At 47.5% G+C, this 15434-nt stretch carries 16 protein-coding genes; 13 read left to right on the top strand and 3 right to left on the bottom strand.

Annotated features, from left to right (window positions below; genetic code table 11):
* Positions 1-12: 12 nt before the first annotated feature.
* Positions 13-498, bottom strand: a complete 486-nt coding sequence (locus ACUHGC_RS08855) for a CvpA family protein (protein WP_446832975.1) — start codon at positions 496-498, stop codon at positions 13-15.
* A 243-nt stretch (positions 499-741) separates the two neighbouring features.
* On the opposite strand from ACUHGC_RS08855, the gene ACUHGC_RS08850 reads away from it, so the two are divergent.
* Entirely contained in the window at positions 742-1194 is a 453-nt protein-coding gene (locus ACUHGC_RS08850) for a flavin reductase (RefSeq protein ID WP_446834877.1), read from the top strand.
* A 6-nt stretch (positions 1195-1200) separates the two neighbouring features.
* On the opposite strand, the gene yfbV is transcribed toward ACUHGC_RS08850, so the two are convergent.
* Entirely contained in the window at positions 1201-1641 is a 441-nt protein-coding gene (gene yfbV, locus ACUHGC_RS08845; protein ID WP_446832974.1) for a terminus macrodomain insulation protein YfbV, read from the bottom strand.
* Positions 1642-1802: 161 nt separating this feature from the next.
* Here yfbV and ACUHGC_RS08840 point away from each other — a divergent pair, with 161 nt between their 5' ends.
* Positions 1803-3008: an acetate kinase gene (locus tag ACUHGC_RS08840; protein WP_446832973.1), complete on the top strand. Its 1206-nt coding sequence runs from the start codon at positions 1803-1805 to the stop codon at positions 3006-3008.
* Positions 3009-3087: 79 nt separating this feature from the next.
* Complete coding sequence (gene pta / locus ACUHGC_RS08835; RefSeq protein ID WP_446832972.1) at positions 3088-5223, top strand: phosphate acetyltransferase; 2136 nt, start codon at positions 3088-3090, stop codon at positions 5221-5223.
* 101 nt (positions 5224-5324) lie between these two features.
* Here pta and ACUHGC_RS08830 read toward each other — a convergent pair whose 3' ends face one another.
* Entirely contained in the window at positions 5325-6539 is a 1215-nt protein-coding gene (locus tag ACUHGC_RS08830) for an aromatic amino acid transporter (RefSeq protein ID WP_446832971.1), read from the bottom strand.
* A gap of 417 nt (positions 6540-6956) precedes the next feature.
* Here ACUHGC_RS08830 and ACUHGC_RS08825 point away from each other — a divergent pair, with 417 nt between their 5' ends.
* From ACUHGC_RS08825 to ACUHGC_RS08780, 10 genes are all read left to right on the top strand, one after another.
* Entirely contained in the window at positions 6957-8870 is a 1914-nt protein-coding gene (locus ACUHGC_RS08825) for an FTR1 family iron permease (RefSeq protein WP_446832970.1), read from the top strand.
* Positions 8871-8903: 33 nt separating this feature from the next.
* A complete protein-coding gene (locus ACUHGC_RS08820) occupies positions 8904-9431 on the top strand; it encodes an iron transporter (protein ID WP_446832969.1) in 528 nt (175 codons plus the stop codon).
* A gap of 114 nt (positions 9432-9545) precedes the next feature.
* Positions 9546-10937 (top strand): Fe-S-containing protein, encoded by a 1392-nt coding sequence (locus ACUHGC_RS08815; protein ID WP_446832968.1) that lies wholly within the window; start codon positions 9546-9548, stop codon positions 10935-10937.
* A complete protein-coding gene (locus ACUHGC_RS08810) occupies positions 10937-12277 on the top strand; it encodes an ABC transporter permease (protein WP_446832967.1) in 1341 nt (446 codons plus the stop codon). Before ACUHGC_RS08815 ends, ACUHGC_RS08810 begins: the two co-directional genes overlap by 1 nt.
* A gap of 7 nt (positions 12278-12284) precedes the next feature.
* On the top strand, positions 12285-13400 hold the full coding sequence (locus tag ACUHGC_RS08805; RefSeq protein ID WP_446832966.1) for an ABC transporter permease: 1116 nt from the start codon (positions 12285-12287) through the stop codon (positions 13398-13400).
* A gap of 9 nt (positions 13401-13409) precedes the next feature.
* Positions 13410-14099 (top strand): ABC transporter ATP-binding protein, encoded by a 690-nt coding sequence (locus ACUHGC_RS08800; RefSeq protein ID WP_446832965.1) that lies wholly within the window; start codon positions 13410-13412, stop codon positions 14097-14099.
* Positions 14096-14572, top strand: coding sequence for a TlpA family protein disulfide reductase (locus tag ACUHGC_RS08795; protein WP_446832964.1), 477 nt, complete (start codon positions 14096-14098; stop codon positions 14570-14572). Before ACUHGC_RS08800 ends, ACUHGC_RS08795 begins: the two co-directional genes overlap by 4 nt.
* A gap of 37 nt (positions 14573-14609) precedes the next feature.
* A complete protein-coding gene (locus tag ACUHGC_RS08790; RefSeq protein ID WP_446832963.1) occupies positions 14610-14930 on the top strand; it encodes a c-type cytochrome in 321 nt (106 codons plus the stop codon).
* A gap of 73 nt (positions 14931-15003) precedes the next feature.
* Positions 15004-15171 (top strand): hypothetical protein, encoded by a 168-nt coding sequence (locus tag ACUHGC_RS08785; RefSeq protein ID WP_446832962.1) that lies wholly within the window; start codon positions 15004-15006, stop codon positions 15169-15171.
* Entirely contained in the window at positions 15168-15380 is a 213-nt protein-coding gene (locus ACUHGC_RS08780) for a type II toxin-antitoxin system RelE/ParE family toxin (protein ID WP_446832961.1), read from the top strand. The genes ACUHGC_RS08785 and ACUHGC_RS08780 overlap by 4 nt, the downstream gene beginning before the upstream one ends.
* Positions 15381-15434: the final 54 nt, after the last annotated feature.

Below are 15434 nucleotides of genomic sequence, written 5' to 3'. Positions count from 1 at the left end.
TTGTCCTCAGGGTTAAAATTTTGGTGTCAAAAAAGAAGAATTTTGCTGTAACTGATGGAAAAACCATTCTACCACAAAACCAAAGTGCGGTATCAGTTTTGAGTTTTTCCAGATGTCAGATTGGTCAAGGTTGGTAAAGGTATCCACACAAAACAGTAATGCGGCGACAATCAATACCCCGCGCAGCACGCCGAAACATGCGCCTAACACCCGATCGGTGCCGGTTAAGCCGGTTTTATCGACCAGTTGTCCAATAATATAGTTGATAATTGCGCCGACGATCAGGCTACAGATAAATAAAATGGCGATTGCCGCGCCGATACGGATGTTTTCCGATTCAATTTGGGTCAGCATTCCGGCAAGGTAAGGATAGAAGCGGCTGGCAATGAAAAAGGCAACCACCCAGCTGGCGAGTGACATCACCTCTCTCACAAAACCACGTAATAAGCTCACAATCAGGGAAAAAACGATAATGCCGATAATGATGTAATCAATCATGTAAAAACTCTAAGAATAAGAAAAACAAGAAATTCGCGATAAGCGTTATTAAGGGCAAACATTGTACAAAAAAAGCCTGCTTTTGCGTAGTGAAATTTTTAAACAATTTTACAACAGCTCTTCTCTGCCAAAAACAAAACGTTCGCTAGGCTCGAAGCCAAGCGGATTTCTTGCTATAATTTCCGAAACAAATTTTTAACATGGGATATTCCGTTGATTGCACAACAACCTTTCCGCGACGCAATGGCACATTTAGCCTCTGCGGTCAGCATTTTAACCACCGCCGGCAGTGCCGGCACCGTCGGGTTAACCGTCTCGTCCGTTACCTCGGTCACTGATAGCCCTGCCACGCTGTTGGTTTGCATTAATCAAGTCAGCGAGGTGCATGATATTATTCGGCAAAATCGCCATGTCACGATTAATGTGCTGAAATCGCATCATCAGGATCTGGCGCTGCATTTTGCCGCAATGGGCGACAGCAGCATGGCGGAACGGCTGGCGTGGGATGTTTGGCAAACCGCGGAACACGGCGTACCGCACTTAAAAGATGCATTAGTCAATCTACAAGGGCGAATTGTCGCCGAGAATCAAATCGGCACCCACAGCGTCTTTTTTGTAGAAATTGATGCCGTGCGGATCCAGCCTGGTGAAGCGTTGCTCTATTTTAACCGCACTTTTAATGCATTAGCGCTATAACTGCGGTTATAAATCCTGCCAAAAATCTGCCGGTAACTGTTTATCGGCTTGTTGTAACAGCGTCGCCAAATCGCCGAAGGTCGGCTTCTCCACCAGATTGACTACAATTCCCTGTCGCTGCAACTTGGCGCCGATATGTTGATATGTTTGGGCGGAAACCGTCGGCAACGGCTGTTGCGAACGCCGCCCTAACCACCATAATCCCTGTAGTGGAAAACTGAGGGCAAAAAGTGCGGTCAGCGCCGCGGCGGCTAACGCCATTTGATTGCCCGGCAACGCAATTTGCTGCCACACCACCGCAAGTACCGCCACTGCGGGCATGGCTTTTTGCGCAAAACGCACTGCGCGAATGACCCGATTTTCCGGAAAAATCATGCCGAGTTTAGGCTGTTGCGGCCAGCGTTCCAGATAGCATTGTCCCAATTTGAAGGTGGTAAAAATTTGCATTTTAGTCCTGCTTAATTTTATTAATCGGTGCAAAATCAAGTTTTGTATCGATTTCTCTCGAATTGCAATTTATTTTATTCTATCAAAAGTGTATCCTATGTCGGATAACTTTCTGCGCCCTGTGCGCTTTTATTAAATCAACATGAAATAGGTTAAACATTATGTCACAAAAATTAATCCTGGTTCTTAACTGCGGTAGCTCATCTTTAAAGTTTGCGATTTTAGATCCTCAATCCGGTGATGAAAAGCTGTCAGGTTTGGCTGAAGCCTTTCATTTAGAAGATGCGCGTATCAAGTGGAAACTGAACGGAGAAAAAGGCAATGCGGATTTAGGCGCAGGCGCGGCACACAGTGAAGCGTTAGACTTTATCGTGAACACCATTCTTCCGCAAGGTGCAGGATTAAAAGAAAGTATTGTGGCGATCGGACACCGTATCGTACACGGCGGCGAGCGTTTCACGCAATCGGTACTGATCAACGACGGTGTTATCGAAGGCATTCGTGATGCGGTTCAATTTGCACCGCTGCACAACCCGGCGCACTTGATCGGGATTGAAGAAGCGTTTAAAGCCTTCCCTGAATTAAAAGAGAAAAACGTTGCCGTATTTGATACCGCATTCCACCAAACCATGCCGGAAGAAGCCTACCTCTACGCACTGCCATACTCTTTATATAAAGAACACGGCGTTCGTCGCTATGGCGCACACGGAACCAGCCACTACTACGTCAGCCGCGAAGTTGCGAAAGAATTAAACATTGCGGAAGATAAAGTCAACGTGATCACTTGCCACTTAGGCAACGGCGGTTCTGTTGCGGCAATTCGCCACGGCGAATGTATCGACACTTCAATGGGCTTAACCCCGTTAGAAGGCTTGGTAATGGGAACCCGTTCCGGCGACATCGACCCGGCAATCATTTTCTATCTGTACAACACGCTGGGCATGAGCATGGAAGAAATTGAAACCACGCTGACCAAAAAATCCGGCTTGTTAGGTTTAACCGAAGTCACCAGCGACTGCCGTTATGCGGAAGACAACTACGACAGCAAAGCCGACGCCAAACGTGCAATCGATGTGTACAGCTACCGTTTAGCCAAATACATCGGCTCTTACATGGCAGTGATCGGCGAGCGTTTGGACGCGATTGTGTTCACCGGCGGCATCGGCGAAAACTCAGCGCATATCCGCGAATTAACTTTGGCACACTTGAAACTGTTCGGCTATGAATTGGACGCAGAACGCAATTTAGCGGCACGTTTCGGTAAATCCGGTCAAATCACCAGCGACAACTCCCCTCTGGCATTGGTGATCCCAACCAATGAAGAATTGGTGATCGCACAAGATACAGCGCGCTTGGCCGTTAAATAAACATTCCCGCTGCCGACTTAGTCGGCAGTTTTTTTGTTATCAACTTCATTCATCAAACATATACACAAAAGGCTTTATTATGTCTCGTACTATTATTTTAATTCCAGTCAGTGCCGGGGTCGGGCTGACCAGTGTCAGTTTGGGTTTGGTGCACGCGCTGGAACAAAAAGGCGTAAAAATTGCATTTATGAAACCTATCTCACAGCCTAGTAGCGGTGAAGATAAAATTGACCGTACCACGTCTATTCTGCGCAGCAGCGCAGCGTTGGATACCGGCGAGCCGATTATGCTGAGCGAAGCGGAATATCTGATCGGTCAAAACCAATCTGACGTTCTGTTAGAAAAAATCGTCGCTCAACATCAACATCTGAGCGCAAAAAATGAATTGGTGATCGTTGAAGGCTTAATCCCAACCAGCAAAAGCACTTATGCTTCCGGCGTAAACTATGAGATCGCCCAAGCGTTAGATGCGGAAATCGTATTGGTTGCCGCGCCGGGCACCGACACCCCAAGCCAACTAATCGAGCGTTTGGAAGCGGTGGCAAGTGATTTCGGCGGACGCAACAATCCGAATCTGGTTGGCGTAGTCGTCAACAAATTCAATGCGCCGGTTGATCAAAGCGGTCGTACCCGTCCGGATTTAAGCGAAATTTTTGACTCTTTCCAAGAAAGCGAAAGCTCGATCAATGAAGTGCGTCATCTGTTCTCAAAAAGCCCGTTGACATTAATCGCCAGTATTCCATGGAATGCGGAATTGATTGCCACCCGTGCGATTGATATTGCCAAGCATTTGAATGCGCAAATCATTTATGAAGGCGAAATCAAAACCCGCCGAATCCACGGCATCACCTTCTGCGCGCGCAACCTGCCGAATATGGTGGAACATTTCCGCGCCGGCAGCCTGTTGGTGACCTCGGCAGACCGCCCGGACGTGTTGGTTGCCGCTTGTTTGGCGGCAATGAACGGTGTGAAAATCGGTGCGTTAGTGCTGACCGGCGGTTACAAAATTGATACTCAAATCAGCAAATTGTGCCAACAAGCGTTTGAAACCGGTTTACCGGTGGTGCGTGTTGAGGGAAATACTTGGCAGACCTCGCTGAATTTGCAAAGTTTCAATCTGGAAGTGCCGCCGGACGATGCGGAACGCATTGAAACCATCAAACAATTCACCAGTGAACAATACAATCCTCAATTTATTGACAGCCTGGTGGGTTCTTCTTCTCGCTTGCGTCGTCTGTCGCCGCCTGCCTTCCGTTATCAATTAACCGAATTGGCACGCAGCGCAAAAAAACGTATCGTATTGCCGGAAGGTGACGAACCACGTACCGTTAAAGCCGCAGCAATCTGTGCCGAACGCGGCATTGCCGAATGTATCCTGCTTGCCAGCCCGGAAGAAGTGGAACGCGTGGCAGAATCGCAAGGCGTGCAACTGGGCAAAGGCATCACCATTATCGATCCGAAAATGGTGCGTCAAAACTATGTAGCCCGTTTGGTTGAATTGCGTAAAAATAAAGGCATGACCGAAGTAGTTGCCGAAGAACAACTGCAAGATAACGTGGTATTGGGCACAATGATGTTGGAAAGCGGCGAAGTTGACGGCTTGGTTTCCGGCGCAGTTCACACCACTGCCAATACCATTCGTCCGCCGATGCAAATCATCAAAACCGCACCGGGCAACTCGATTGTCTCCTCGATTTTCTTTATGCTGCTGCCGGATCAAGTGTTGGTATACGGCGACTGTGCAGTGAACCCGGATCCGACCGCAGAACAATTGGCTGAAATCGCAATTCAATCGGCAGATTCCGCCAAAGCGTTCGGCATTGATCCGAAAGTAGCGATGATCTCCTACTCCACCGGCTCTTCCGGTCAAGGTTCCGATGTGGATAAAGTGCGTGAAGCCACCCGTTTGGCACAAGAAAAACGCCCTGATCTAATCATCGACGGTCCGTTGCAATACGACGCGGCGGTAATGGAAGATGTAGCGCGTTCTAAAGCGCCGGATTCCCCGGTTGCCGGTAAAGCCACCGTGTTTATCTTCCCAGATCTGAACACCGGTAACACCACCTATAAAGCGGTACAACGTTCAGCGGATCTGGTGTCTATCGGACCGATGCTGCAAGGTATGCGCAAGCCGGTGAACGACTTGTCGCGCGGCGCGTTGGTTGATGATATTGTCTATACCATTGCGTTAACCGCTATTCAGGCAACACAATAAACTGAAAACCGCACTTTGAAGCCAAAGTGCGGTAGTAAAAAGAAAACCTGCATTGTTGAGAAATAAGGCAGGTTTTTTATCACCTAAATTTTATTTTTTCATTACCCAATCACCGCCGGTAAATACCCTAACCGCACCAAAAACGGAATTGAGATAATCAGTATGCCTAACAGCAAGGCTAGCAGCAGCGCCGGATTGCCGCCCCAGACGCGATATTCCAGTTTTGGATAGAGCAGGCGGGCTTTCCATGCTAAGCCGACCGGCAGGACCAAACCGTAGAACGCGAACATAATGCCGGCGTATTCCAATGCCATAATAAAGCCTTGCGGGTAAAATAGCGCAAAAACCAATGGCGGGATGAAGGTCAATAAGCCTAATGAAGCGCGATTTGACCGCACTTTGACTCGTGTTAACAGATCTTTCAGGCAGTCAAACAGACTTAAGGAAACGCCTAAGAATGAGGTGATCAGCGCCAAAGAGGAAAAGAGGCGCACCGCTTCGCTTAACAGTGAGCTGCCGGTGATTTCGCGGGTGGCGTTAATTAAGCCGTTTAAAGTCGGGTCTTGCTGCAAAATTTGTAAAAATTGGTTTTGGCTTAAAACGCCGTGAGTTGAAAGTTGCCACAATAAGTACGCAATTAACGGAATCCCGGTGCCGGCAAGAATAGCAATACGCAGCGGCTTGATCTGCCCTTGTAAATATTTCACGATACTTGGGATCACCACATGGAAGCCAAATGAAGTGAAAAATACCGGTGCGGCAGACAGCAGTAACGCATTACTGATCGGTATTTCCATCAAATTGCTCAATGCTACGCGCGGCAACATCAGCAACAACACCAAGGCAAACACCACAATTTTGGTTAAGAAAAACAGTCGATTGACCGCGTCCACTCCCGAAGTGCCGATCACCACAAATGTGCTGAGCACCACGGTGAACAAAATAATGCTGATTTGCGAACCGAACGGATTATCGCCGAACACCGTCAATAGCCCGCTGATCAACGAGCCGCCGCCGGTCACATACGCCGACAAAATGGCATACATAAACACCAATAACGAAAAAGTGGACATAATCCGCCCAAACGCACCGAAATACTGCTCCGCTAAACTCGCCAAGCCGGCGTCGATGTGGCTGGTTTGATACACTTCAATAAATAACAGCGCGCTGTAGGAAAGCAGCAACCAGAGTATGAATAAGAGCGCGACGGTGAAACCAAAGCCCATGCTGGCGGAGGTGATCGGCATTGCCAACATTCCCGCGCCGATTGTAGTACCGGCAACTAATAAGGTGCTGCCTAATGTTTTATTTTTCACAACAAGGTCTCGATTTTTCAGATTATAAAAAAAAGTGCCCATAAAATGGGCACTACTCGGAAAGCAAATATATGGCTATTGAAATAGCACTTTTTATTGTTGGCGTAAGATACTCAAAACTTGAATGAAGTGCAAGTATTATCCAAATTAAATAGTCATTTTGTGATTTTGCGCAAGATTTTTAGATATTATTAAATATTTTTTGATAACGTTTGGACGCAGATCGACATAAAACCGCCCTAAGTTGAAGCTAGCTTACTTTTCCAATTTTGCCATTTTGTATAGCTCCATAGAGAAATCGATTAATTTTTTGAGGTGGAACAAAGAACACAAAAAATTTGCTTGAAATAAATTCTTAACAGCTCATAATTTACAATACATTTGATAAAGGCTCTCATTATTATTTGCGTTAATGATATGTTAAAATTATTTAAATATTTATTACCAATTGCGCTATTTTTATGCAATAGCCCGTTTGTTTCGGCAGAAACAACGAATCGCTACGCCGATTATATTCAAGATATCGAACAACGCCTGGATAATACCCTGTCGTTTTATCAACAAGGCGAGATCAACCAAGCGAAAAGTGCGGTACAGATGGCGTACTTTGAAGTGTTTGAAAATCTCGAAGGTCCGATTCGCATCAATATCTCGGCACAAAAAAGCTATCAATTGGAAGCGACGTTCGGTGAAATCCGCAAGATGATCACCGAAAACCAAGGCGAACAAGCGATCAGCGAAAAAATCCAATGGCTAAAAAACGAATTGAACCAATTGGAAACGCAACTCAACGAAAGGCATCAACTGGTCGCCGAAGGGCAACACGGTGCATATCAAAACAGTGAAATCGAGCCATATTGGCAACAGAGTTTTCAAGTGATTGATGATCTGTTGGCACAGGCAATCAACGATTACCAAAACGGCAATTTTGATGCCGCTAAAAAGTCGATTCAACAGGCACAATATGACGGTTTCAAAAATTCCGAAATGGAAATGGCAATCCGCCAGCACCGCTCTTCCACCCAATCTTCCGCATTGAATCAACAGTTCTATAATTTGATCAAGCTGGCGCAAACACCGGACAATTTAACTGAAATCGGTTATCAAACCACGCAATTGTTGCAAGATATTGAAGATCAACTGCCGCAACTGCCGATCACCAAACAGGCGCAGCAAGCACAAACCGCACTTGCAGCGAATACCGAATCCAGCGGCAGCCAAGATTGGCAAGCTGTGGCAAGCGAAGTAAACCAACGGATTCAACAAGCGATTCAACTGTATCAACAAGGCAAGCGTGATGACGCAATGATGGCGGTGCAAGACACCTATTTCGATGTGTTTGAAAGCTCCGGCATGGAAGCCACCGTCGGCTCGCGCGACAGCGGATTAAAAACCACCTTAGAAGGCTTTTTCACCCTCTTAGTCGGGCAGATGAAAGCACAACAACCTGTAGAACAACTGCAGCAGCAGGCTCAAGGTTTATCAACGCAGTTGCAAAGTGCGGTCAACTTGTTGAGTGAACAGAATCAAAGTGCCTGGAGCCTGTTCCTGTACAGCTTATTGATTATTTTGCGTGAAGGCTTAGAAGCCTTGTTAATTGTCGCGGCAATTGTGGCATATCTAGTGAAAAATAATCATCAAGATAAATTACCGGTGATTCGTCAATCGGTGATTGTTGCATTGATTGCCAGTGTGATCACCGCATTTATCTTCCAATTACTATTTGAAAATTCGGGGGCTAACCGAGAATTATTGGAAGGCATCACTATGATGTTTGCGGTGGTGATGCTGTTTATGATGAGCTATTGGCTGCTGTCAAAAGTCGAAGCGCAACACTGGAAACGCTATTTGGAAGGCAAACTTTCCACCGCCTTAAGCACCGGCTCGTTAATCGGCTTATGGCTGACCAGTTTTTTAGCAGTTTATCGCGAAGGCGCGGAAACCGTATTGTTTTACTACGCCCTCGTGGGCGACATTCAAACCGCCGACGGCTATTTGTATCTGTTAGGCGGCTTTGTCATTGGCGTAGTGTTGTTGTTAATCGTCTATTTTATTATGCGCTATAGCGTGGTCAAACTGCCACTGAAACCGTTCTTTATTTTGACCGGCAGTTTTATGTACTTAATGGCATTTGTGTTTGCCGGCAAGAGCGTGTTGGAATTGATCGAAGGCAAACTGGTGCAGCCGACGCTGCTTTCCGGCTTCCCTGAAATTAGCTGGCTGGGAATTTATCCGTATCGAGAAACCCTGATTCCGCAAGCCGTCGTGATCGTTGCCGCGATTTTTGCGCTGGTTTATATGAAAATCCGCAACAAACAATCTGACTTTTAACGTCCTATTCTTTTAACTTTTAGTGAGGTACTTATGAGCATCAAAAAAACTGTTATCGCCGCCACATTACTAGCTGGTATTTTCTCTGCATCTTCCGCCTTCGCATTTAAAGAATATCCGGCAGGTGAACCGGTCACTATGAATGAAATGGAGATCGCCGCAGTGTATTTGCAACCGATTGACATGGAACCGCGCGGCATGGGCTTGCCGGCAGCAAAATCCGATATTCACTTGGAAGCGGATATTCATGCGATTGAAGGCAATAAAAACGGCTTTGGCGCCGGAGAATGGATGCCGTATTTGACGATCAGCTACACTTTGGAAAATGTCGATACCGGCGAGAAACAACAAGGCACGTTCATGCCAATGGTTGCCGGTGACGGCCCTCACTATGGGGCAAATGTGAAAATGCTCGGCGTAGGCAACTATAAAGTGACTTACCATATCGAGCCGCCGTCAAAAGCTGGCTTGCACCGCCACACCGACGATGAAACCGGTGTAGGTCGCTGGTGGAAGCCGTTTGATGCGACTTTTGAGTTCAAATATACCGGTTTGAATTGATAATAACGCCACCACGCCCTTTGAGTATATTTCGGGCGCGGTGGCGCATTCTATCGTTCTGATGATTTTGCTTCAACATCATCAAAGTGCGGTTATGCCGTTATTAGGTTTTTAATGAATTACTTTTTCACCTCAATCTTACAGTTGCTGCTGCCCTTCGCACTGCTCAGCGGGCTGCTGTGGAGCAAGCAACACAAAATTGCCGGTAAGCCGCTATTTTGGCTGTCGCTGACCGCACTTTGCCTCGGATTTCTGGTTTGGCAACTGCTTGCGGTGAATCAAACCACTCGCTTGTTCATTTCGTTAAGCTATACCGCCACGCTGCTGTTCAGTTTGTTTGCCGCTTGGCTTAACCGACGCCACTTACTGCTGATTTCACAATGCCTGCTACTGTTTTTTGCCGGTATTTTGTGGGCGCAGAATCCGAATTTAAGCGCTATCACCTCAACCGAAGTGGTGAATACCGATTTCATCTTAAACCTGTTCGCCATTGCCGCCGCGCTGCTGCTCTGCTTATTCGCCACCAACTGGCTTTGGGTGTTACAGCGCCAACAATCGATCGCCTACCTGCGTATTGTGGCACTGTTGTTACTGGTCATTTGGTTGCTGCTGCCGTTAAGCGGACAAATTTTACTCTCGCTGATCAAATTACAACTGTTGGATTTAGACAAACGACTGCTGAGTTTTGTCGCCAAAAGTATTAATCTGAGCGTGTGGAATAACTATACTTTAGCCGTGCTGATTGCGATGATCAGCCTGCTGTTTTGGCAACAGGTGTTGCGTCCGCGCAAGCGTGCCGCCACTGCGCAATCTGATTTAATCAGCCTGCGGCAGAAAACCGCACTTTATCGTGCCGCGCGCCGAATCGCCTGTATCGGCTTTGTTTTATTCACGATTGTCGCCGCCGCTCAATTGTATTGGGATAAAATCGCCTCACAGCCACCACGTCTTTCCGAAGCGCAACCGGTGACGTTGTCACAGGACAATCTGATTCATATCGACATTAAGCAAGTCAGCGACGGCAAATTGCACCGTTTCGTCTGGATTTCCGACGAAGGAAAAGCGGTCAGATTTTTTATTATTAATCGCTTGGCCGATCGGCTCAGTCTCGGCGTGGTGTTTGACGCCTGTTTGCTATGCGGTGATCAAGGCTATGTGATGCAGGGCAATCAGGTGATCTGCGTGGCATGCGGCGTGCATATGTTTATTCCGTCGATCGGCAAACCGGGCGGCTGCAACCCAGTGCCGATGAACGATTGGCAACAAACCGATACGCAAGTCATCATCAGCAAACAAAGCCTGGAAGAAGGGCTGAACTATTTCTCTACGATCGTCGAATTGAAAGTGACCGATCCGGTGGACGGCAGCCAATTGTTGAATACCGACGCCAAATTTAAATACAGCTACGCCGGAAAAACTTACTTTTTCGCTTCTGAAAACAATTTAAATCAATTCCGCGACGATCCCGCACGGTTTATCCCGCCGGCAAACCAAGGAGGCAAATAATGTTATTTAGAATGTTATTGCAATCTTGGAAAAACGGCTTACGCCGCAAATTCTTAGCGATTTTTACCATTTTTCTCGCCGCAGGGCTGATTTCCGCTCTGCTTGCGGTGTCGATTGATATTGGCGATAAAATGGCGAAAGAATTGAAATCCTATGGCGCGAATATTTTGGTCGAACCGGCGGCGCAAGCGGCACTACCAATGCTGAACGAAAACCAGAACTCGCCGCTGCAAGGGCAAGATTTTCTCGATCAAAAAGAACTGCCGAATATTAAAGATATTTTCTGGGGCAATAATATAGTCGGCTTTGCTCCGCTGCTGAACGCTAATTTGCAATTGATCGCACACAACGGCAATTCGGTACAGCAAGACATCAGCGTATTGGGCACATTTTTTGATTACCCGGTCGGCATTCCGGACGATCCGGATTACCGCACCGGACAAAAAACCATTAGCCCCTATTGGCAAGTGGAAGGCGAATGGGCGGATGACAGTCAGCTCAAGCAGGAAAACAACCCAAGTGCGGTCGACTATCAAGCGCTGATCGGGCGGCAACTGGCGGCTTCAGCTCACATTCAAATTGGCGATCGTCTGCAATTGCTGCCGTATGACGAGCAGCAAACCGCACTTTTAAATGTCACCGTCAGCGGCATTCTCTCCAGCGGTGGCAACGAGGAAAATCAACTGATTGTGCCGCTTTCGGCGCTACAGCACAGCCTCAATTTAGAAGGCAAACTGCAATCAGTGCGGGTGTCCGCTATCACCGTGCCGGAAAACGAGTTATCGCGCAAAGCGCGTGAAAATTTAGAGGCGCTCGATGCGGAGGAATATGATCGCTGGTATTGCACCGCCTATGTTTCATCGATTGCCCACCAATTGGAAGAAGCGGTTTCCGGCGCGGTGGTGCGCCCGATTTGGCAAGTGGCGGCGTCGGAAGGCGTGGTGATTGAAAAAATTCAGTTATTGCTGGCGGTGGTCACCTTGGCGGCACTGCTCGCTTCTGCAATGGGGATTGCCTCGCTGATGACCAGCAATATCATGGAACGCAGCAAAGAGATCGGGCTGATGAAAGCCTTAGGCGCTTATACTTGGCAGATCAACCTGTTGTTTTATGCCGAAGCGACATTGAGCGGCGTGATCGGCGGTGTATTCGGCTGCCTTGCCGGTTGGGGCTTGGCACAATTTATCGGCAATGCACTGTTCGGGCAGCCACTGTCCTTCGCTTGGATTGTGATCCCTTGCGTGTTGCTGTTGTCGGTATTGATCTCATTAATCGGCACCTGGTTCCCGGCACACCGCATTGCCAAACTGTATCCGATTGAGGTGTTATATGGGCGGTAAATATCAAATGTTTTGGCATTTAGTGTTTCGCGCCCTGCGGCTGCGTTTGCAACGGGTGGCGATTATTTTTGCTGCACTGACTGTCGGTGCGGCAATTGTCACTGCAATGTCTGCGGTTTATTTTGATATTAACACCAAAATGAGCCAAGAATTGCGCACCTTCGGCGCTAATTTTTATATCGGTTCCAAACACCAAAACACCATGCCGCAAGCCGAGCTGGAACAGATTCTTGAGCAAGCGCCCGCAGGGCTGCTTAATGCCGGCGGAGCATATCTGTACGGCGTCACCCGCAGCGAATTGGAAAAAATCGCGATTATGGGCGTGTGGTATGACGCCATGCCGATCTTGGCGCCCTACTGGCAAATTAACGGGCAAGCGATCGGGGTCAACTTTGACCAGCGCAATGTGATGATCGGCAAAACCTTAGCCGAACGCCTGCATTTGCAGATCGGCGACAGCATTACGCTCAGCAACGAACAGCAACAGAAGCGCAGTTTTAAAATTAAAGCGATCGTCGAAGCGGGCGACGCGACCGATAATATGTTAATTGTAAACTTAGAATTCGCACAACAGTGGCTGGAAAAACCGCACTTGATTAGTCATGCGCTACTTAGCGTGCAAAATGAACAGGGGCAAGTGGAATCGTTTGCCGAACAGCTGCGTTTGCGCTATCCCGATTTAGAAATTCGCCCGATCCGCAAAGTGTCTGCTTCCGAAGGGCAGATTTTAGATAAAATTAAAGGCTTAATGGGGCTGATTTCACTGGTGATTCTGATTCTGGCAACCCTTTGTGTCAACACCACCCTGATTGCGATTATTGCCGAACGTTCAAAAGAATTTGCGTTGCAAAAAGCCTTAGGCGCAAAGCGACACGACATCATCAAACAGATCACCGCCGAAACCTTGCTGATTGCCGTCGGTGCGATTTTTGCCGGGCTGATTTTGGGCTATATCTTGGCACAAGTGCTCGGCATGACGGTATTTAAATCCAGCATTGATTTGCGCCTGCCGGTGATTCCGATCACGGTGCTGCTCTCATTGATTGTGGCGCTGATTGCGGTGATCGTGCCGACCCGCCGCGCGTTGCAGATTGAAACCGCCAACGTATTAAAAGGCGAATAAGGATAATCCATGACAGAAAAACATAACACAGAAATACAATATGTGATTGAAACCCGCCGTTTGGTTAAACGTTTCGGGCAAGTCACCGCACTTGACGATATTAATATTCAAATTGCCGCCGGCGAATTTGTCGCAATTATGGGCGCGTCCGGTTCGGGCAAAACCACACTGATGAATATTTTGACCTGTTTAGACACCGCCACCGAAGGCAATGTCATTCTCGACGGCATTGACGCCGCACAGCTCGACGAAGACGGACGCCAGCGTTTTCGCGCCGAGAAAATCGGCTTGGTGTTCCAACAATTCCACTTAATCCCCTATTTGACCGCACTTGAAAACGTGATGCTGGCACAGCACTACCATAGCATCACCGATGAGGCTTCCGCCAAAGCCGTGTTAGCGCAAGTCGGGCTGGAACATCGGATTAACCACCTGCCAAGCCAGCTATCCGGCGGCGAACAGCAACGGGTTTGTATCGCTCGTGCGTTGGTCAATCGCCCACCGGTGATTTTTGCCGATGAGCCGACCGGTAATCTGGACGAAAAAAACGAACAACTGATCTTAGCCTTATTGACCGAATTAAACCGCCAAGGGCGCACCATTGTGATGGTGACCCACAACCCTGATTTAGGCAAACTGGCACACCGCACCATTTTCTTACAACACGGCAAATTCTTACGCGAGGAAACCCACGCATGATCACCATTCGTCAACTGCTTTGTATTGCGCTGTTCAGCTTCACACTCAGCGCCTGCAACGAACAACAAGCTACTGTCGGGCAAAAAGCGCCGGAAATCGCGACATTCGCGCTAGACGGCGAAAGCGTAAAACTGGCAAATGTGATTAAACAAAAGCCGCTGTTTATCACCTTTTGGTCGGAAACCTGCGGCGGCTGCATTGCCGAAATGCTCGAATTACAACGCCTACGCCAGCTTCACCCGAATAAATTGGATTTTCTGGCAATCAACATCGACGGTAAAGACGCCGACACTGCCGCAGTCGCCCAACAACGCGGCATCACGCTGCCGGTGGTGAAAGATCAGCTGGGTATCACCGCCGAACGTTATCAAGTTATCGGCACCCCGACGTCATTTTTAATCTCACAAGACGGGATTTTACAGCAAAAAATGGAGGGATTTGATCACGAAAATGTGTTAGCGTTATTCCTCTAATCTTTTTAATATTTTATCAACAATTAAGGAATTTAACGTGGGATTTCGTTTTTTCACCCTTTCAGCGGCTTGTATTCTTGCCACATTAACTGCTCAAAGTGCGGTTGCTGACGTCGATATCGCAAAAGGCAAACGCATTTACCAGCAAACCTGCGCCATGTGCCACGGTCGCCATGCTGAAAAACAGGCTTTCGACACCTCCGCCGTAATCGCCGGTATGCCGCAAGCCGACATTGTCGTTGCCTTGGAAAAACGTAAAAACGGCGAAATCGAAGGCGCAGGCAACACCGTCAAATCCCGCCTCAGCGAACAAGATATGCAAAACATCGCCGCTTATGTGGAAACGCTTGGGGAATAGTCGTAGATTATCTTGCCTATTCACCGCCTCTCGTGATAAATTTCGTTAAGTTTAACGTTATTGAGGATAAATTATGCACATTCAAACACCAAAATCCAAAATGACAGATCCGTATTTGCCACAGCGAGTTGAATTGTCAGAGGAAGAACGCTTTTTTCTCGACGTTGACAGTGGCAAAATCAAAGTAAAATCGAACGAAGATGTTTTAGAGAATTTGGCTCAGCTATTGAATTTAAAATGAAGCTGGATCGCAAAATTGTTTGGACTGATAAGGCAGAAATGCAACTGCTAGAAAAAGCGCAATATATTTTGTATGACAGCCAAAGTTTAAGTGTTTCAAAAAAATTCCATTCAGAAATTAAAGAACTCACCGAAAAATTAGCCTATATATCCACCGCCTATAATGACGGCAAATTTCATGTTTATACGGTAAAAATGGACACAGCGTGAAATTTATCGTCAGAGGACAGTTTGTCTATATTGCTGAATTTTTGGCAAAAGGGC

This window comes from Testudinibacter sp. P27/CKL/0425 (genome assembly GCF_052931395.1).
This window is presented reverse-complemented; position numbering and strand designations above follow the sequence as displayed.

Coding starts and splice junctions, on each gene's coding strand:
- ACUHGC_RS08785 (WP_446832962.1), top strand. CDS start 15,004: ATGCACATTCAAACACCAAAATCCAAAATGACAGATCCGTATTTGCCA.
- ACUHGC_RS08825 (WP_446832970.1), top strand. CDS start 6,957: ATGTTAAAATTATTTAAATATTTATTACCAATTGCGCTATTTTTATGC.
- ACUHGC_RS08820 (WP_446832969.1), top strand. CDS start 8,904: ATGAGCATCAAAAAAACTGTTATCGCCGCCACATTACTAGCTGGTATT.
- pta (WP_446832972.1), top strand. CDS start 3,088: ATGTCTCGTACTATTATTTTAATTCCAGTCAGTGCCGGGGTCGGGCTG.
- ACUHGC_RS08840 (WP_446832973.1), top strand. CDS start 1,803: ATGTCACAAAAATTAATCCTGGTTCTTAACTGCGGTAGCTCATCTTTA.
- ACUHGC_RS08855 (WP_446832975.1), bottom strand. CDS start 498: ATGATTGATTACATCATTATCGGCATTATCGTTTTTTCCCTGATTGTG.
- ACUHGC_RS08805 (WP_446832966.1), top strand. CDS start 12,285: ATGTTTTGGCATTTAGTGTTTCGCGCCCTGCGGCTGCGTTTGCAACGG.
- ACUHGC_RS08780 (WP_446832961.1), top strand. CDS start 15,168: ATGAAGCTGGATCGCAAAATTGTTTGGACTGATAAGGCAGAAATGCAA.
- ACUHGC_RS08800 (WP_446832965.1), top strand. CDS start 13,410: ATGACAGAAAAACATAACACAGAAATACAATATGTGATTGAAACCCGC.
- ACUHGC_RS08795 (WP_446832964.1), top strand. CDS start 14,096: ATGATCACCATTCGTCAACTGCTTTGTATTGCGCTGTTCAGCTTCACA.
- ACUHGC_RS08810 (WP_446832967.1), top strand. CDS start 10,937: ATGTTATTTAGAATGTTATTGCAATCTTGGAAAAACGGCTTACGCCGC.
- ACUHGC_RS08850 (WP_446834877.1), top strand. CDS start 742: ATGGCACATTTAGCCTCTGCGGTCAGCATTTTAACCACCGCCGGCAGT.
- ACUHGC_RS08815 (WP_446832968.1), top strand. CDS start 9,546: ATGAATTACTTTTTCACCTCAATCTTACAGTTGCTGCTGCCCTTCGCA.
- yfbV (WP_446832974.1), bottom strand. CDS start 1,641: ATGCAAATTTTTACCACCTTCAAATTGGGACAATGCTATCTGGAACGC.